Source organism: Bacillus sp. S71, assembly GCF_016625265.1.
In the GTDB taxonomy this organism is placed as follows: domain Bacteria; phylum Bacillota; class Bacilli; order Bacillales; family Bacillaceae_G; genus Bacillus_A; species Bacillus_A cereus.
In genome coordinates this window covers 417,954-436,384 of record NZ_JACVUW010000001.1, presented here as the reverse complement: position 1 = coordinate 436,384, position 18,431 = coordinate 417,954, and the positions used below count along the sequence as shown (strand labels likewise).

Sequence of the window (18,431 nt, the reverse complement as noted above, 5' to 3'; positions counted from 1 at the left end):
AAATGAAATGGCAAATGCGTAAAATCGTATTGTTAGCAGTAATTGTTAGTACCCTCTTTTTCAGCTTGTTACTGTATTACGTTACATATCCATTTCTGTTTCAAAATAAGATGTTCCTTCTTTCAAAATTTTGCTTGTTCCAGTTAGAAAAACATATGAAAGAATTATCGCTGATTCGTATAATAATCGCTGGATTATTATTACTTACTGTATTAATCGTGTGCAAAAGAATTTGGCGACAATTTTTCTATAGTAAAAAATTAAAAAAAGTACTTATCCCTTTCATCCGAAAAGGAAAACAAATATATATATTGCCGACTACGGAAGTTGCGGCATTTACAATTGGGCTATTTCGTCCGAAAGTTGTCATGTCAGAAGGGATGCTTCAAACATTTTCAGATGAAGAAATGGATGCAATTATTTTCCATGAAGAATATCATCAAAAGAATTGGGATCCGCTAAAATTATTTTGTTTTACGCTATTAGCAGAAGGAATGATGTACATACCAATATTAAAAGGGTTGTTACAACGATATCATACGTATCAAGAGTTAGCAGCAGATAAATATGCGATGGGAAAAATGAAATCTTCATTTGAGTTAGGTAGTGCGTTATTAAAATTAATTAAAATAAAGACAATGGAAAATCGATGTGTTACAGCTTCATTTGCAAAAACAGCAATAAATTTACGAATCGAGCAAGTGTTAAATGAAAAGGTTGTTAAGCTTACTATTCCGTTACATACGAATTCGGTATATGTAACAGTAGGTTTATTCTGTATGTCGGTTGTACTTATTGTCGGAGAGTGCATATAGCCTCTTTTTTTTAGAATAAACACTACTCGTTGTAGTGTTTCAGGGGGAATAAAATGAATGCAGCAGATTTAACAATTTGGCTTGTGGCTGGGGCGGGAGTATTGTCATTTATATCACCGTGCTCTTTACCGCTATATCCATCTTATTTATCTTATATTACAGGTGTGTCTATTCAAGATTTAAAAGAAAATCGTGGGATTATGCAAAAATCAGCGATTATACATACAGTATTTTTTATGATCGGATTTTCGGTTATATTTTACGCGTTAGGTTTATCGGTAAGTTGGATTGGAATAACATTTTCATCTAACCAAAAATTGATTCAACAAATTGGTGGGATTTTTATTGTTTTAATGGGGCTATTTATGACGGGCTTGTTTCAGCCTAAGTGGCTTATGGCAGAGAAAAAGGTGCAGTATAGAAGTAAATCGACTCGATTTATTCGCTCGATTTTAGTCGGTATGACATATGCAGCGGGTTGGACGCCATGTGTTGGACCAATATTTTCAGCTGTACTCATGCTTGGCGCGACGAATCCTGAAGGGGCACTTCTTTATATTACAGCGTATACTCTTGGGTTTGCGGTTCCATTTTTCGTGATGGCATTCTTTATTGGGAAGGTAAAATGGATTGTTACATATGCCAATGTCATGATGAAAATTGGCGGTGGAATGATGATTGTAACGGGTATTTTATTGTATACAAATCAAATGGCGAAAATTACAGCATTCTTTATTCGTCTATTCGGTGGATTTACAGGTTTTTAAAAATGAGGAGGAAGAAAAGTGAAGAAAATAATTGCTATTATATTAGTAGGGGCACTCGTTTGGGCGGGGGTTAACTTTTATAATTCAAAGAAAGAAGAGAAGGAAAGAAAAGCAAAGCAAGCAGAGTTACAGGAGAAAGAAGTATTACCACAAGTCGGTTTTAAAGCACCTAGCATCACATTAAAAGGATTAGACGGAAAGTTACAGTCGTTAAATGATGCAAAGGGAAAACCGTATATTATTAATTTTTGGGCATCATGGTGTGGGCCGTGTGAAATGGAGGCACCTGACTTAGTTCATATGTATGATAAATATAAAAAGGATGTTGAAATTTTTGCGGTGAATGCAACTGTTAGTGACCCAGTACAAGAAGCAAGCGCATTTGCTAATCGTTATGGTTTTGAGTTTCCTGTTCTACTAGATATGGACGGAGTAGCTGGACTAGATTATAAAGTATTCTCTTTACCGACGACATTTTTTGTTAATAAAGATGGAATTATAGTAGATCATGTACGAGGTGTATTACCACCAGATCAATTAGAAAAGAAATTTAAGAAATTGATTGAGAATTAAAAGGAGATTTGGTGACGATGGAGTGGATCGTGAGGTTACAACCCATATCTCTTATAATTGGAAGTCTATTTGGATTTGTGTTGATGAAACGAAAGATGAGGCATCAAAATGTATCATATGAAAAAATGATGGATGCCGTAACAAATGCTTTTCTTATCATCGTATTTGTATGGAAGTTTGCACCATCAATTTTAAATCCTGTATGGGCCTTTGGGGCGCCAGTGCAAGCAATATTAGCTGTTGGAAGTATGCAACATATTGTAGTAGGATGCGTGATTGCGAGTGTATACATTGTTTGGAAAAGTAAAAAGGAGCAATTTTCGCTTCGTATTTTACTTGATGCATTGCCTTTTGGATTGTGTGTGTGCATTATCTTTTATTTTCTATTCCATCATGAAGTAGGTGCACAAACGACACTACCATGGGGAATGAAAATATATGAATCTAAACTTTTATATCACCCTATTTTCGTATATGAGATCAGCCTTGCTCTTTGTATAATGGGCTTGTTATGGATGAAAAATGAAAGGCTCGGAAATGGAAAGAATATAAGTGTTTTTCTAATTATTGAGGGGTTTGCTCATATTATTATTTCGCTTGTTAGTGAACAAAATTCGGTTCTGTTTGGTCTATCAGCAGAGCAAATAATGAGCTTTTGTATTATTAGTTTAGGGATTTTGTTGGTGCCGAAAAAATAAAAGATAGCCATGTACAGAGAGTATATGGCTATCTTTTATAAGCATATTTCTTCATCATATGCTAAATCATTATATTGTAGAAATTTAAAAACCCCTTTATTAGGGGTTTTTAGGTTTCTATAGGTCTGCATGTGTTTCTTGTTTATCTGTATCCCATTTTGGAAGTTGTTTTGCTTGTTGACTTTCAGTAAAATTATTAAATCCAAAAGCAAGTATGCATGTAAAGGTTAAAATAGCTAAACTAATCTTTTTCATTATCTTAGTGCCTCCTTAGTTAATAATTTTTGTTTTGCTTCGTAAGTTTTGAAAAAATATTTTTGAGATTTCTCTATTTTATTCACTTTATGAAATTCTACTGCTAATAATTCGTAATATTCTTGTACATAATCGTATAATTCTTTACTGTTAAAATATGTAGTGCCTGCAATAATTGCGTTTTCTAAGTCGTCTAGAATACCAGTGTGTTGTGTTTTTAAGATAGTGAAATGGTGTTTATATTCTTGATTATTTAATTCATTACAAATTTCTAAGCCTTTTTGAACCCAATCGTTTGCAAGTTCTTTTTCATTTAAACTAAAATGTTCTTTGGCTTGTAGAAAATTGGCTTTTAGGTGTTTAGGTAATTTGTTTGTAACTATTGTAAGATGTCTAATAGCAAGGGTTGATAGATTTTGAGAAGAGTAGAGCCAACCTAAGTTATTTCGGACTTTTAAGATTAGTGTATCGTCTTTCAGCTTTTGTAAAATATTGATTGCTGAATTATAGTTCTCTTCGGCTTGTTCGAATTGTTTTAAATAAACAGAACATGAGCCTAAAATGTTTTCGCATAGAGCTATTTTAATTTCATAACGTGGATATTTTGAGAAAATCTCTTTAGCTTGATTTGCATAATTGATTGCTGTAAGTGGTTTGTTTGTATGGTGATTAAATATAGCGAATTTATATTTATATTCAGCTTCTTCTAGTTCGCCTGGTACATGTTTTAAAAGGGATTCAGCTTTTTCGTATTCTTTTTTTGCTTCATCATAATTTCCAATAATGGTAGCATGTTCAGCTTTAAAAAAGTGATAATAATAAGTAATAAAGTCTTCAGTTATTGGATTGTCTAAACGAACAATTTGATTAAAAGTATCATATTTAATGTTTGTCCAATCGGTTAGGACCTTATATTTAAAGTTTAGTAGGGAGTAGTAAAGCGATAGATTTTGATCAGCTTCAATTTTATTAATCTGTTTCTCTATTTTTTCTTTTAATTGTTTCGCTTCAATTAATTGCTCCGCTACCATTACTTGATATAAAATGTTTAATTCGTTGACAATCTGTTCATGCCCTTTTAATAACACACTCATTATATATTCCCCCATTCGATAAAAGTATCCTAATTTAATTATTTCTATAATAGCAAAATAGAAGAAGTATAAGAGTGATTTTACCATATTTTTCAACAAAATTCTGAAAAAACAATTAATTTTTACGTGTTTCTTATTTTTATGTGAATATTACAAGTGCCTCTGGTAGTGGTGGGATGAATCTGACTCATGATACGTTAGCATCAATGGGAGGGATAGTTTCACTTGTAAATATGTTATTAGGAGGATTGTTCGGATTGGGTCCAACTGTTAAGTTTTTAACAAAAATTTCACTTTCTTATTTAACAAAAACAGGATAATCCTCATTTTATAAGAATCATCCTGTTTTTATTGATATATTAAAAAATCGGCGGAGTAACAGAAAATAAGACTATCGCGTTTTTTTCAAAATGATTCACCCATTTATGCTTTAAATAAGCAGGTATTTTTACACTGTCGCCAGTTTCTAATACGTATTCTTCCTCATTTAAATATAATATGATTTTCCCATCTAAGACAAATGCTAATTCTTCTCCTTTATGTTCTAGCACATTTTCTGATGAAGCTGTATTAGGCGGGACGGTCATAATTGCTGTTGCTAAATTTCCAGTGAAATCAGGTGAAAGCATTTCATATGATAAATTATCAATAATCATTTTCTTTCGTTTATGGGAACGTACAATTAAATCGTCTGTATTTGTATCTTCAAGTAAAAAGCTAAATGTTGGCACATCAAGAGCTTTAGCAAGCACTTTTAATGTTTGGATAGAAGGGTTAGCGGACCCGCGCTCAATTTGACTTAACATTGATGGTGTAATATCGGCCATCTTTGCTAGTTCTTTACTAGTTAAACCTTTTTCTTTTCTTTGTTTTTCAATTTTTTTACCAATATCTATATTTTCCATAATGAAAATCTCCTTAATGATTATTAAATTATATTTAAATAAATTAAATTAAAATTAACTTAATTGGATTATTTGTGTTAAACTATATTAAAATTAATTTAATTATAATTTATTGTATGGTGAGCTACAAGGATATAAGGAGGAAACAAAATGAAAGAAATAGGGGCATTACAAGCAGAATATCCATTAGTGAATAAGCTTATTGCAACAGAAGAAGTATTTTGGATAAATCCAAACATAGAAAAGTATGAAACAGCAATAAAAGATTCACCACTTAATGAAGAGAATGTAAAAGATGCGGAAGAGAGATTAAAGCGTTTTGCACCATATATTGCGAAAGTTTTTCCTGAAACGAAAGGGGCGAACGGCATAATCGAATCACCTTTAGTGAAAATACCTTCTATGAAAGAAGCTTTAGAGAGAAAATATGAGCAACCTATTTTAGGAGAATTATTATTAAAATGTGATAGTCATCTTCCAATATCAGGATCAATTAAAGCTAGGGGCGGCATTTATGTTCTGTTACATTAAAGTTAACCATAGGGAATGGTTAACTTTTTTGCATTATCTTAATAAAATAAGTGGATTAGAATAGTTTACTTTTAAGGTATTTGTAAACTATAAATGATATTTTAGAATATAGGTGGTTATTGAGAGGGGGTGTGGACGAATTATGAATGGGCTAAGGGTAAAGAAAGCCTCAAATGGAAAAAGTTTAAGGTATTTAATTGTGGAGGATGGAATACCTATTCCAGATGTTTGTTTATGGCTTGATTTAATGTCAATGAATAGTTACTTAACTGGAGAAAGATATGCTTATTCCATGTTGAGATACTTACGATACTTAAAAGAAATTGGGATTCACTATAAAGAAGTAACAAAAAAAGGAGTTATTGAGGAATATGTTAAGAATCTACTTGGAATGAGAGGAGTAGTAGTTTCAATCGAAAGTCCGATAACTTTTTCTGCATTGAAATTAAATATAGGTGTTTTAAAAAGTTTTTATTATTGGTTAGAAGATAATGAAAAAATTGAAAGGAATCCAATTGTGTATGGTAGGAAGAAAATTAATAATAGAGAAGTTGTAGAGACAAAATTTTTATATGGGCAAATTTGGGAAATGGATACCGAAAAAACAATTTTAAACAAAATTAAACATAAGGAAAATAGAAATCATCTTAAATGGTACACTCAACAAGAAGTCAAAGCAATAATAAATCAACTTCCAACATTAAGGGATCAATTGGTTTTTCGTATTAGTATAGAAACTGGAATGAGAATAGGCGAAATATTAGGATTAAAATTAGAACATTTCGATCCCTTTGATAATTGGTTGAAAGTTATTAAAGAAACAAATATTGAGAATCAAGCTAGAGCAAAAACTGTGGAAAGAGAAATTCCGATTCATGAGAATTTAGTTGATAATATACAAATTTATAAAGAAAATGACAGACGAGAGGCAGATGTTGAATACAGTAATTATTTGTTTTTAAATTATAAAGGAAGGTATAAAGGCAGACCATTGAAAACAAGGAACTTTTTAAACATATTAAAAGATGCGGCTGAAAAAGCAGGTCTTGATCGAAAAGAAATTAGAACACACAGTGGTAGAAGTACAAGAGCTCAGGAATTAGTTGAAATAATGAGAGATAAACCAGAAGTAGGAGTAACAGAGACATTAATTAAGGAAGAAATGGGATGGACAAGCATTAATACTCTAAAAGTCTATGAAAAAGGGTATTCAAAGAAACAACGAAAGAAAATTATGGAGAAGATTAGGGAAATAGGTGCTAAATTTGATGTTTAGAAAAGTTTAAAATTAAGGGACTGACTAAAATGGCAAATGTGAAGTTTTTGAAAAAATCCAAGCATCTTTTTTATGTATATTTAATTAATGATATCGAAGTTGAACTAAAATGGTCGTTCGAGAAGTATAGTTCCAAATGGAACAATTGTGGAATGGAAAATTTAAAGAAATTCGTTAATGAAATTGAAGGAATTATGAAAAGGTCAAAATTGGATGATTTCAGTGAATTGATTTTAAATTATCCTAGGGAAGATAGTAAGAATTTAGTTTTCATTATAGCAGCTGAAGTATTCCGAAAAGAATTTATAACAATGGTTAGTATTGCTTGTGAAAGAATATATGTAAAAGGTGGATGTTTGCGTATTGGAGAAGTTGTCGGAGAAATAATTAATCCAAATAAAATAGTCAAAGATACAATAATTAATCAATTCATAATGTTTAATAAAGAACTACGAGGAATTAAAATTTGTTATGAAATTTTACAGGAATATTATCAACAAAAGTTAACGGAGATTAGAACGGCGTTAATTCAAATAAATAGAGAAAGAGTTATTGAAATTTTGAATGCGTTTCCGAAGGGGGAGGTTTTCTCCAGTATATTTTTGAAGTTTAAAGAAGAATTTGAGAATTACTTGTTTGTTTGTGGTACAAAGTTAATAGAGCAAGAATTTAATATAACTAAGAAACAGTTAGGGGAATATTCATTAGGGCTAAAATTGATAAGCTCTCACCGATATGAAGATATACCAGAATTCCAGGTTTTTGTAAGTAGAATAGTAGATAATATTAAAAAAAAGTTTTATAAAAATATGGGTAGTTATAGTTATAAAATAACAGAAGATGAGTATATCTTAATGAAAAAGAAATTAGATTATCTGGAGATTGTTCGATTGAAATGGAATGGTTTTTCTGGAAAATTAAAAGATGAAATTAAGAAATACTTTTATTCTCAAATCACGTTTGAGCAGAATTTTCAGAGTATACAAAATAAATATACTTATGTAAAAATGTTCGGTAAAACAGTAGATAGCATGTCAATAGGAAAAGGCTTTTCGTTTTTAGATATAAACCAATATAAAGTTGAACAAATATTACTTTCACTTCAACAGCTGAAGAATGCAAAAGGGGGAAATTATAAAGTAAAAGTTATTCAATCATGTATTTCAGAATGTAGACTAATATTTGATTGGTTGAAGGAAAGATACGAAAAAGAGTATTTAGTAAATCCTTTTCGATTAATTACTATGCACAATTCTGAAAGTTTTATTACAAGTGCTAGTTATATTCCAGAAGAAGTGATTTTGAAATTAGAAGAAAAATTAGAAGAATTACCGGACTATGTACAATTAGTTTGGTTAATCATGATGAACACTGGGATGAGAATAGGAGAGGTTCTTACCCTTACTAAAGATTGTTTAATATACGATGAACACAGCAATGTTACGTGTTTGAAATTTGTTCCACAAAAGACATTGAAATTTCGTAGAAAAAAAGGTTTGGAAGATTATCATACCATCCCTATTATTAGTTTGAATTTGGTGGATAGTATAAAGGAACAAATTGAAAACACAAAAAATTTAAGAGAGCATAATGGAATTAAAAATATTTTTATTAAAGAGAGTGACATAGGTATCAGATTTTATGAGAGTGGAAACATTTCATATTTCATTAATAATTTAATAAAAAAATATGAAGTTAAAGATAGTAGAGGAGAATTATGGCATTATACTCATCATCAGTGTAGAAAAACCGTAGCTGTAAATCTATTCACAGAAGGAGCAAATTTGGATGAAGTAGGGGATATACTAGATCATTTGCATACTAGTACAACAGCTAAACATTATCATGATGTACAATTAAAAAAAATTGCTGAACTTGATATGGAATACTTTGAGTTAATGTTTAATAATCTCGATCAAGATATTAAAGAAGCATACTCTAATGCAGAATTTATAAGTCTTAAACGTGAAATAACGCTAGGTTCCAGAGAAACTCCTCAGGGACACGGTATTTGTGCTAAACATGTATCTTTTGGACCTTGTAAAAAAAGCAAATGTACAGGTTGTAAAATGCTAATAACAGGTCCACAAAAATTGCCGATGTGGAAAAAGTTAAAAGATGAGCAACAAAGATATTTAGAAGAAATAATGAGAAGATTCCAGGAGGAGGGGATGGAGGATTGGCATGAATATAGAGAATATCAGGCAGAACTTCATCTGCTAGAATACTATAAAAAAACTATTAAACAATTAGAAAAATTTATGTATGAAAGGTTAGAATTAAATGGAGCAAAATATAATAGTATCAAGTAAGAGCGCTATTTTTAATGAAAAGTTAAAAACAGAGTTGAAAAGTAAAATTAATCAATTAGGTGATTTTAAATTTGAAGACGATGTGTGGTATTTTAATAAAAAACACAAAGATGCTCAACATAAGAGAACTTACGTGGTAAGGTTTTTATCTATAGATGATGGATATAAAAAAGCATTAAAATATTATACTTTAATCAAAAATAATTCAGTTCTATCTATCCAAAGAAAAGTATATATGTTCGGAATATTCCTTGTTTTCTTGAAGGCAAATTATCAAGGCAAAACTCTAAAAGAAGTAGACAGAAGTATCATCAATAAATTCGAGTATGAACTTAGACTGAATCATGAGTATTCTACTAACAGAAAATCGTATATATATAGTGCGGTTCAGGACATATTTGAAGTTATGAGGGGATTTCCTGTTTTTCCAGATATAGTTCCAACAAAAGAGATTAATCCTTTTAAGCAGGTAGGAAATAAAAATAAACGCGTTATACCAAATGAGGTAATTAAAAAATTAGATTTTTTGATGAAAGATTTCAGTGTAAATGTTCCCTTAGAGTTTCGAACTCTGTACTGGCTTATGCGTTCTTTTCCAAATAGAATTACAGAAATTTTGAGCATGAAGAGGTCTTGTTTAAACACTTTCTTTAGTGAATATACCATTACAATCCCTTCTTTTAAACAAAATGGTGGTTATTTACAGGCCGAGCTTAAAATCATACCTGTGATTTATCAGGGGCATGGAAAGTTTGTAATAGATTTAATAAAAAAGCTTCAAAGACAAACTGAAAATTTATTGGAGAATTTCGAATTAGGAGATAGATATAAGAAAAACAGTGACTATTTATTCGTTGTAAAACATTGGAATTTTCGTGATGATAATAATAAAATTTCGTATGTTTATAATAAGCAACATAAAAATCTTAGAATATGGGATGTAGAAAAGATAAATAAATTAATTAAAGAATTAGTATTGATTTCTGGTATCAAAGATACTAAAGGGAATATTTACTGCCCTACTACACATCAATTCAGACATAACGCTATTACAGATAGATTGTATCAAGTTGGTTATACAGTTGAACAAATTATTAAGCTTACAAAACACAAAAATACAAATATGCTCGCTAATTATATTGAGCAAATTAAAGAAAAACATAAAGAGGTACATCTTAATATTGGTAATTTGAAAAATGCACGAGATAGTGCTGTGTCTTTTAGAGGGCGTATTATGAATTTAGATGAAAATACTATTAAATATCTATCAAAGGATATTAACAAATATTTGACATGGGAAGTTAATGGGAAAAAAGGTGTTGGAATATGCGGGGATATCATAGGATGTAATCCAAAAGGTACTTCCATTCATTTTGAATGTTATGCGTGTGATTGGTTTATACCTAAAGCCGACTATCTTGAAGATTACAAAAAAGAGCATCGATATTGGCTAGATGTTATCGAGAGGACGGCCAATGATGAAAGAAGAGCTGCACATTTAGAAAATGCAATTCGAAATGTAAGTTACCTGGAAAGGATTATTGAAGTATGTCAATCAGGAATAGTGGAGTATGAAGGGAGTATTAAGAACAAAATGAAAGATGAAAATGTGCATAGATGGGAGTAAAGATGAAGAGTCTGGGTCTAGCTAAATATCAAGATGAAAAGAAACAAGATTCTATTCAGAGGGTTCAATGGGCTATTCAAACACTGCGTGATCTTGAGGGGAACCACACAAAAATGAAAGCTGAAAAGCTTGCTGAAATGACTGGCTTGAGTAGGACTGCATTGTACAAGCCACATTTAAGAAAGCTTTGGGATGTTAAATGGGTAAAAATTCAAAAAGAAAAATCTGATTCTAGAGAAAATTTCGCTTTTAATAAACAGATTGAAGAATTACAACAAACTATTTGCCAATTAAAAAAGGATCTGTTATCTCAAGAGGTTAAAATTAGTAAGGTCAAGAAGCAATTAGACAATGAAAAAATGAGAAGTAAAGTCTTTAAAATTGAATATGAGGAGCAAAAGAAAGAAAATGAAAAATTGTTATATAAACATTTAGTCTTGTTAAGAGGTTTACATTCAAGGGGAATTGAAATTACGGATTTTGAAGAAGAAAATATTAGTGTAAATTAATACGCGATTTAAATAAGTGAGTGTATTATCATGTATAAAAGTAATATAGTATTGATGTAAAAAAGATATAGACATATTAAATTAATACTTTTATAAATAGATAGAATTATTGTCCCTTCCAATTGTATTAAGAACCTAACCAATAAGATGAAACATCAACTCTTTTTAAAGGAGAGTTGATGTTTTACTTTTTAGTATTTTCAAATATTTAAATTATATATATAATTTGTTAATCATTATTTGTATGAAACATTCCCACTTTTAGGGAGGTTTATTTTTTTGATTAGATCTCAAAATTAATTCTTGTGTATTGGTTATCCCTTTCTCGATTTAACTAAACATTGAATGAGGGATATTAGCTAACTCTGCTAAACCTTTACTAGTTAATCTAGATTCCTTTATCGGTAACTGAATATTTAGAAATGTATAAATACTTCGTGCGAGTAACCTCTTTTAGGTGAATGGAATTTAATTTAATTTAATTTAATTTACCTTTATTTAATTAAGTGCTAATATGAACTTGATTATAATAAACTTTGATTAATTTATAAACATTTATTTAAGCGAAAGAATGGTAAATAATATGATGATATTTTTATATGCATCTTTTTGGTTTTTATTTAAGAGTTTATTATAAAATTCATCACTTAATTTAAGTTGATAATAGTTAACAGGGGGTTTAAAAATGAGTGAGATTTCAATACAAATAAAAGAGGATTTAAAAAAGAAGTATCCTTTAATTCAAAAGTTAATTGCGACAGAGGAAATGTTTTGGAGTAATCCAAATAAGACAGATTTTAAATCTGCTATTCAAAATAGTGCTTTAACTAAAGAAGATGTTATTGATGCAGAAGATAGGTTAAAAAGATTTGCTCCATATATTGCAAAAGTTTTCCCGGAAACTCAAGAGATGAATGGGATTATTGAATCTCCATTAGTGAAAATTAATGCTATGCAGCAGTATCTGCAAGTAGAATATAACGAGGAAATACCAGGACAATTATTACTAAAATGTGATAGCCATCTTCCAATTTCAGGGTCTATTAAAGCAAGAGGAGGTGTATATGAGGTATTAAAATACGCTGAAAATTTAGCATTTGAACATCAATTGTTACACGAAGAAGATAATTATTCTATACTAGATAGTGAAAAGTTCAAGGATTTCTTTTCAAACTATTCTATTACTGTGGGTTCCACTGGAAATTTAGGTTTAAGTATTGGTATTATGAGTGCGAAGTTAGGCTTTAATGTGACTGTTCATATGTCAGCAGATGCGAAAAAGTGGAAAAAAGATTTACTTCGAGGTAAAGGAGTTAATGTTATAGAATATACAGCGGACTATAGTAAAGCCGTAGAAGAAGGAAGAAAACAAGCTGATAAGAATCCGATGTGTTATTTTATCGATGATGAAAATTCAAGGCATTTATTTTTAGGCTATGCTGTAGCCGCTGCGCGCTTACATACACAATTAGAGAAATTTCAAATAAAAATCGGCGAGTCTTGTCCTCTATTTGTTTATCTGCCATGTGGAGTAGGTGGAGGTCCAGGTGGTGTTTCGTTTGGTTTAAAGTTAATGTATGGTGATAATGCGCATGTATTTTTTGCAGAACCTACTCATTCTCCTTGTATGCTATTAGGTATGATGACAGGATTGCATGATGGAATCTCCGTGCAAGATTTTGGAATTGACAATAAAACAGATGCAGATGGACTTGCGGTGGGAAGAGCATCTGGATTTGTAGGTAAAACAATAGAGCCATTTTTAAGTGGTATATATACAATTAGCGATAATCACCTATATAAGTTACTAAAAGGGTTAGTAGATACAGAGGGTATAGAGTTGGAACCATCAGCATTAGCGGGTATGATTGGGCCAATCAAATTGTTTAAAGAAGGACAAAGATATATAACAAATAATGACTTAACAAAAAAATTGAACCAAGGTATTCATATAGTATGGGGAACTGGAGGGAGTATGGTTCCAAAAGAGGTAATGAAAGTATATTATCAGGCAGGTTCTCAGTTAATCAATAAAAAATATTGATAGATATAAAATGAGTTCATTTTTCATGGCTACCTATGAGAAGATGAACTCATTTTCGTTTTTTGGATGATGGCCACTTTCTGGTACTCCATGTCCATCAATTCAAGAAAGTAGATCCTTTTCTAAACGATAAAACTGAACTTCGGTGTTATCAAAACTCAATTTTTCCGTTTAGGGCTTGGTAAAGAAAATGTGCATCCACTATGAACATTTAGAGGTAGATTTACTTCCAAGGAAATATGTCGTGCGTTTTATGGATAGAAGCTCCTGTATTCGAATCTCATAGTATTAGTGAGGGAATTGGAAGGAAAGCGATAAAGATGGGACACAATAAAAGATTTCGTGATAGTAAAGAATTAAGTGCAGTAATAATATCATTTCCAGGAACTACATGTATTTTAGAAAATAAATATTCCGATAAAATTTTACCATGTCTATTTTGGGAGCCTCTGTCAAAGTTGAGTTGGTTTTCTATAGAAAATAGTTATACATATATGTTTATAGTGGTTTGAAGCAGAAAATAGAATTAGAAAAGTCATCTATTTGTCTTGAGGTAAAATATATTCTTCAAAATCCTTATTTAAAATTAAAGAGTACCTTGGGAGAGAGGCGCTCTATGGCCAAGGCTAATGATGAAAATAGGTGACTACGATTGTATTGTATGTACGAGTTTAAATAAAACCCTTACTAGGTAGGTAATAAAAAAATAAATTAGATTCTATATTTAACACTTAGAAAACCATCGTCATAACATAAATTGTAGTAATTCAAATGAAAGAGGGTTGGATATTTATGGATTATCCTGGTATTAATGGCTTAATTAGAAGGTATCGTCCTCAAGCAGGTACCACGGCTATATCATATAGTGCAGCGCAAGGTACTCTTCACGCTGTTCATCATGCAATGCAAATGCAACAACAAATGCAACAACAAATGCATCCTCATATGCAACAACACACGTATCCTTATATGTATCCTCATATGCAACAACATTATGCATCTACTGGATATTACAATCCTATAGTGATTTCAGCAGATGGGTTATATATATCAACAATTCCCCATGGAACTCTATACAATTTATAGAAAGATTTTAACTGATAAGTAAATGTTCATTTGAAATAACGATTTTATTAAATAGGTAAAAAAAGAGCACCTGACCAGGGTGCCCCGCCCATAACTATGAATAACAATCCATAATAATATATGTGACTTTTGCCCAATCGTGATGGAATCCAATAAAATCTTTATTTTTGAAAAAAGAGGTGATTAATTGATAAGTAAGTGTTCATTTGAAATAACGATTTTATTAAATGGGTAAAAAAAGAGCACCTGACCAGGGTGCTCCGACCATAACTATGAATAACAATCCATGATAATATATGTGACTTTTGCCTAATGGTGATGGAATCCAATAAAATCTTTATTTTTGAAAAAGAGAGGTGACTCTTTGTACTGGCTATTTTATCAGTTTGATAATGGGAAAATTGTAAATCCTCCTATTACAATACCATTATTTGTTGCAATAGGAGGATTGGAAGTCCTAAGTTAAAGAAATAAGAATTTGTTTTTCAATGCATGTTATTGATCTTAAAGGCGAATGGAATTTTGTTGAGAGTCAATTGTAGAAAGAGAAAGAGTATTGGGAAGGCATTCCTCATATCAAGAAGTCGTTTAAAAAATATATGTTGAAGAATATTTTTAGTTTGTTATTTAGAAAGCATGACATATACACAGGAGATTAATACAAATTGTCTTATATACTTAAGTTTCTATAAAATCGTAAATTTAATAAAAGACGAGAGGTAAATATAATAACACAAATAATCTATTTTCTTATATATAATAAATAAATCATTAATAATTCCAAGCTATCAATTTAATTATCAAGAAATGCAATCATATAGATTTTAAAGGGGATCATATTAGTATTTCTAGCGCAGATGATCGGTAGTATTTTAGATAAGAGTATATTCCATCCATTACAGATGTATTTATTTGAAATAAGAACCATTTAGTGAATTAATAATGAGTGCCACTTTAAAAGAAGAGAGGGCTTAGAATGGATAATGATGTTACATAAATATTTTATTTTTGTAAAAAAATGTTGTTTACAAAAGATAAGAAAGCGTACACTAACTAAAAAAGCTAATGCTAATATTGATACTAAAAAAGAGACATTTCTACTTACTTATATTGGTGGATAAAAAGGGGGTATATCATGTTAAATGCTTTCGAAAATAATTTTATTGAAATAATTAATGCTACAGAAAATAATCTGAAAAATATTCATTTAAAGATACCAAAGAAAAAGACGACAGTGTTTGTTGGTCTTTCAGGATCGGGGAAATCATCACTTGTCTTTGATACACTAGCTGCAGTATCAAGGAGGGAGTTAAATGAAACATTTCCAAGTTTTACACAACAATATTTACCGAAATATGGTCAACCTCATGTGGAAAATATTAAACATTTACCAGTAGCAATTGTGGTCGAACAACAACCGATTGGAAAAAGTGCTAGATCCACTTTAGCAACCTATACTGGAATTTATTCGTTAATAAGATTAATGTTTTCTAGGATTGGCAAACCTTTCATTGGATATTCTGAACATTATTCTTTTAATTTACCTCAAGGGATGTGTCCTACCTGTCAAGGATTAGGATATATCGATGAGATTCACGAAGACCTATTAATTGACAAGAACAAGTCACTTAATGAAGGAGCTATTACTTTCGTTAGTTTTGGACCAGGAACTTGGCGATGGGAAGGATACGCCAATAGTGGTTTATTTGATTTGGACAAACCACTTAAAGACTATACTCCAGAAGAATTTGAAATGTTTATGCATGCCCCGCGTCAAAAATTAGAAAACCCTCCTAAAGAATGGGGGAAAACTGCGTTATATGAAGGCTTGGTACCTAGGATAAAACGTTCCATTATTCAAAGCGCTGAAGGTCGACATCACAAAGCAGCAATTGAAGCTGTTGTTACTAAAAAAAACTGTCCGAATTGTAAGGGGGCAAGGTTAAATTCAAAAACATTAACAAGCCGAATTAATGGATATAATATTGCAGAGGTCTGTTCCATGGATTTAATTCATCTTGTTGGATTTATTCAGAAAATCACAGAACCAATAGCCAAGGGTGTAACGCGTGAAATATTATCAAAAGTAAACGCATTAATTGATATTGGTTTAGGATATCTATCCCTAAATCGTGGAACAGACACTTTATCAGGCGGCGAGGCTCAGCGAATAAAAATTGCAAAATATTTAAGCAGCTCATTATCTGATTTAGTTTATATTTTTGATGAACCTAGTGTTGGGTTACACCCACATGATATTATCCTTATTAAACAAGCACTAACTAAACTAAAAGAACAAGGTAATACAGTTATATTAGTTGAACATAATCCTAGCATCATAGAAATGGCTGACTATATTGTAGAAATGGGACCAAAAGCTGGGACTTACGGAGGTTATATAACATTTACTGGAAGTTATCAAGAGTTATTAGAATCGGATACCATAACAGGGAGAATGCTTCAACAACCCATAAAATTCAAAAAAACAAGATCTTTTTCTGAATATATTCAGGTGAATCATATTGAATCTCATAATGTCCATGATGTTGATGTTAAAATTCCAGTTGGAATTATGACAGTAATATCAGGTCCTGCAGGTTCGGGAAAAAGTACTTTAGTTAACGCCGTGAAACGGCAGGTTTCTCCGAACCTTTATATTGATTTAAAACAAGACTCCATAGGTATAAATATAAGGTCGACACCAGCAACTTATTTAAATATATTATCTCCAATTAGAAAACTCTTTGGGAAGGATAATAATGTATCCATACAACTATTTAGTTTTAATGGAAAAGGGGCTTGTCCAAAATGTAAAGGGAAAGGGGTGACAATTACAGAAATGGCCTTTATGGATCCTGTGACTCAAACATGTGAACTTTGCAACGGAAAACGATATAGCAAAGAAGCTCTCCAATATAAATATCAAGGAAAAAATATTTATGAAGTACTTTCATTACCGATTTATGAAGCTTTGGATTTTTTTAAAGACATTCCAAATATCTATAAAAAGCTAGATAATTTAAAACAGGTAGGACTTGATTATTTAAATCTAAGTCAATCAATGACTACCTTATCTGGTGGCGAGTTGCAACGTTTAAAATTAGCATTTCAGTTGGAGAATACTGGTCAAATCTATTTTTTGGATGAACCAACTTCCGGACTTCATTTACAGGATACATTAAAGTTGCTTAGGTTATTTAATGATTTGGTAAATAAGGGGAATACTTTAGTGTTGATTGAGCATAATTTAACCGTTATTTCACAAGCAGATTGGCTGATTGATATGGGTCCAGATGCGGGTAAATATGGAGGCCGCATCTGTTACGCGGGAATACCATCGGATTCTATTCAAAACAAGGGATCACGTACTGGCGAAGCGTTACGTGTAGCTATGTCTTTTTCGAATGAATATTATTAAAAATATAAATTTTGTTTGTTGAGACTATTTTAAAGAGACGTTCTAACTTCTACTGGCCGATATCTATTAAAGTTTATGTAGTATTGATATTGTGTTTTAAAGACGTTTTTATAAGGAGTGCAATACACTTATCTGTTATTAATAAACTTTTAACATGGATTTCGGTCAATGGGATTTGTCTTAATTAATACATATTAGTGGTCATAATTTTAAAAACTTCGACTGGTTATTTGGGATATATTTACAGTCGAAGTTTTATATGTATTAATGTAGTGGCTGCTGTCCTAGTTCATTTTTACAGACTTACAAATCAACAACCGTTCGGAGCGATAGATGTCTTAGCTAATCGAATATCTATAGCTAGGATATCGAAGTATGCTTAATTGGGAAGATTGTAAGGGCAATTCTACTCCAATTCCTTTAATTTGAGCTAGCTGCTATAATGTCTTAAAAGCTTTATTGCAGATTATCAGGAAACGAGTATTTACACTTATTACTCTAGCCGTAATGAAATCACTATG

The 18,431-nt window shown here is 31.1% G+C and carries 15 protein-coding genes and 2 pseudogenes; 14 read left to right on the top strand and 3 right to left on the bottom strand.

Translation table 11 applies throughout. The features are described from left to right. Positions 1-2 precede the first annotated feature (2 nt). Genes IBT51_RS02005 through IBT51_RS01990 form a run of 4 tightly spaced genes read left to right on the top strand, consistent with a single transcriptional unit; the run spans position 3 to position 2,853 of the window. Positions 3-815, top strand: a complete 813-nt coding sequence (locus IBT51_RS02005) for a M56 family metallopeptidase (protein WP_200457957.1) — start codon at positions 3-5, stop codon at positions 813-815. Between the two features lie 53 nt (positions 816-868). Next, positions 869-1,582 carry a cytochrome c biogenesis CcdA family protein gene (ccdA, locus tag IBT51_RS02000; RefSeq protein WP_200457956.1) on the top strand — a complete coding sequence of 238 codons (714 nt, stop codon included), beginning with the start codon at positions 869-871 and terminating at the stop codon, positions 1,580-1,582. An 18-nt stretch (positions 1,583-1,600) separates the two neighbouring features. Continuing rightward, positions 1,601-2,155, top strand: a complete 555-nt coding sequence (locus IBT51_RS01995; protein ID WP_000719879.1) for a TlpA family protein disulfide reductase — start codon at positions 1,601-1,603, stop codon at positions 2,153-2,155. Positions 2,156-2,172: 17 nt separating this feature from the next. Next, positions 2,173-2,853, top strand: coding sequence for a prolipoprotein diacylglyceryl transferase family protein (locus IBT51_RS01990; protein ID WP_167316510.1), 681 nt, complete (start codon positions 2,173-2,175; stop codon positions 2,851-2,853). Positions 2,854-2,970: 117 nt separating this feature from the next. Here IBT51_RS01990 and IBT51_RS01985 read toward each other — a convergent pair whose 3' ends face one another. Continuing rightward, positions 2,971-3,108, bottom strand: a complete 138-nt coding sequence (locus tag IBT51_RS01985; protein WP_000724012.1) for a hypothetical protein — start codon at positions 3,106-3,108, stop codon at positions 2,971-2,973. Next, positions 3,108-4,202 (bottom strand): response regulator aspartate phosphatase, encoded by a 1,095-nt coding sequence (locus IBT51_RS01980; RefSeq protein WP_095691103.1) that lies wholly within the window; start codon positions 4,200-4,202, stop codon positions 3,108-3,110. The genes IBT51_RS01985 and IBT51_RS01980 overlap by 1 nt, the downstream gene beginning before the upstream one ends. A 143-nt stretch (positions 4,203-4,345) precedes the next feature. Between IBT51_RS01980 and IBT51_RS01975 the strand changes: the two genes are divergently transcribed. Beyond that, entirely contained in the window at positions 4,346-4,522 is a 177-nt protein-coding gene (locus IBT51_RS01975) for a hypothetical protein (RefSeq protein WP_061660324.1), read from the top strand. Between the two features lie 39 nt (positions 4,523-4,561). On the opposite strand, the gene IBT51_RS01970 is transcribed toward IBT51_RS01975, so the two are convergent. Next, positions 4,562-5,107 (bottom strand): helix-turn-helix domain-containing protein, encoded by a 546-nt coding sequence (locus IBT51_RS01970; RefSeq protein ID WP_095691102.1) that lies wholly within the window; start codon positions 5,105-5,107, stop codon positions 4,562-4,564. 150 nt (positions 5,108-5,257) lie between these two features. Between IBT51_RS01970 and IBT51_RS01965 the strand changes: the two are divergent. From IBT51_RS01965 to IBT51_RS01930, 9 genes and pseudogenes are all read left to right on the top strand, one after another. Further along, positions 5,258-5,632, top strand: a pseudogene (locus IBT51_RS01965) (D-serine ammonia-lyase); the annotation flags it as partial. A 148-nt stretch (positions 5,633-5,780) separates the two neighbouring features. Next, on the top strand, positions 5,781-6,914 hold the full coding sequence (locus IBT51_RS01960; protein WP_061680256.1) for a tyrosine-type recombinase/integrase: 1,134 nt from the start codon (positions 5,781-5,783) through the stop codon (positions 6,912-6,914). A gap of 152 nt (positions 6,915-7,066) precedes the next feature. Next, positions 7,067-9,226 (top strand): site-specific integrase, encoded by a 2,160-nt coding sequence (locus tag IBT51_RS26990; protein ID WP_234472615.1) that lies wholly within the window; start codon positions 7,067-7,069, stop codon positions 9,224-9,226. Beyond that, positions 9,198-10,853, top strand: coding sequence for a site-specific integrase (locus IBT51_RS01950; protein ID WP_061680255.1), 1,656 nt, complete (start codon positions 9,198-9,200; stop codon positions 10,851-10,853). Before IBT51_RS26990 ends, IBT51_RS01950 begins: the two co-directional genes overlap by 29 nt. Continuing rightward, a complete protein-coding gene (locus tag IBT51_RS01945; protein WP_141108666.1) occupies positions 10,844-11,362 on the top strand; it encodes a DUF6262 family protein in 519 nt (172 codons plus the stop codon). Before IBT51_RS01950 ends, IBT51_RS01945 begins: the two co-directional genes overlap by 10 nt. A 685-nt stretch (positions 11,363-12,047) precedes the next feature. Further along, positions 12,048-13,406, top strand: a complete 1,359-nt coding sequence (locus IBT51_RS01940; RefSeq protein WP_061680253.1) for a D-serine ammonia-lyase — start codon at positions 12,048-12,050, stop codon at positions 13,404-13,406. Between the two features lie 792 nt (positions 13,407-14,198). Next, the gene (locus IBT51_RS01935) at positions 14,199-14,492 is read left to right on the top strand and encodes a DUF3947 family protein (protein WP_061680251.1); all 294 of its coding nucleotides are present in this window, start codon (positions 14,199-14,201) and stop codon (positions 14,490-14,492) included. A 737-nt stretch (positions 14,493-15,229) separates the two neighbouring features. Next, positions 15,230-15,382, top strand: a pseudogene (locus IBT51_RS26985) (CPBP family intramembrane glutamic endopeptidase); the annotation flags it as partial. Positions 15,383-15,627: 245 nt separating this feature from the next. Beyond that, complete coding sequence (locus tag IBT51_RS01930) at positions 15,628-17,910, top strand: ATP-binding cassette domain-containing protein (RefSeq protein ID WP_061680250.1); 2,283 nt, start codon at positions 15,628-15,630, stop codon at positions 17,908-17,910. The last annotated feature ends 521 nt before the right edge of the window (positions 17,911-18,431 follow it).

What these genes read in the sequence shown, in the direction of transcription:
- IBT51_RS01935 (WP_061680251.1), top strand. Translation starts at nt 14,199, where the DNA reads ATGGATTATCCTGGTATTAATGGCTTAATTAGAAGGTATCGTCCTCAA.
- IBT51_RS01990 (WP_167316510.1), top strand. Translation starts at nt 2,173, where the DNA reads ATGGAGTGGATCGTGAGGTTACAACCCATATCTCTTATAATTGGAAGT.
- ccdA (WP_200457956.1), top strand. Translation starts at nt 869, where the DNA reads ATGAATGCAGCAGATTTAACAATTTGGCTTGTGGCTGGGGCGGGAGTA.
- IBT51_RS01985 (WP_000724012.1), bottom strand. Translation starts at nt 3,108, where the DNA reads ATGAAAAAGATTAGTTTAGCTATTTTAACCTTTACATGCATACTTGCT.
- IBT51_RS01940 (WP_061680253.1), top strand. Translation starts at nt 12,048, where the DNA reads ATGAGTGAGATTTCAATACAAATAAAAGAGGATTTAAAAAAGAAGTAT.
- IBT51_RS02005 (WP_200457957.1), top strand. Translation starts at nt 3, where the DNA reads ATGAAATGGCAAATGCGTAAAATCGTATTGTTAGCAGTAATTGTTAGT.
- IBT51_RS01970 (WP_095691102.1), bottom strand. Translation starts at nt 5,107, where the DNA reads ATGGAAAATATAGATATTGGTAAAAAAATTGAAAAACAAAGAAAAGAA.
- IBT51_RS01960 (WP_061680256.1), top strand. Translation starts at nt 5,781, where the DNA reads ATGAATGGGCTAAGGGTAAAGAAAGCCTCAAATGGAAAAAGTTTAAGG.
- IBT51_RS26990 (WP_234472615.1), top strand. Translation starts at nt 7,067, where the DNA reads ATGGAAAATTTAAAGAAATTCGTTAATGAAATTGAAGGAATTATGAAA.
- IBT51_RS01950 (WP_061680255.1), top strand. Translation starts at nt 9,198, where the DNA reads ATGGAGCAAAATATAATAGTATCAAGTAAGAGCGCTATTTTTAATGAA.
- IBT51_RS01980 (WP_095691103.1), bottom strand. Translation starts at nt 4,202, where the DNA reads ATGAGTGTGTTATTAAAAGGGCATGAACAGATTGTCAACGAATTAAAC.
- IBT51_RS01945 (WP_141108666.1), top strand. Translation starts at nt 10,844, where the DNA reads ATGGGAGTAAAGATGAAGAGTCTGGGTCTAGCTAAATATCAAGATGAA.
- IBT51_RS01930 (WP_061680250.1), top strand. Translation starts at nt 15,628, where the DNA reads ATGTTAAATGCTTTCGAAAATAATTTTATTGAAATAATTAATGCTACA.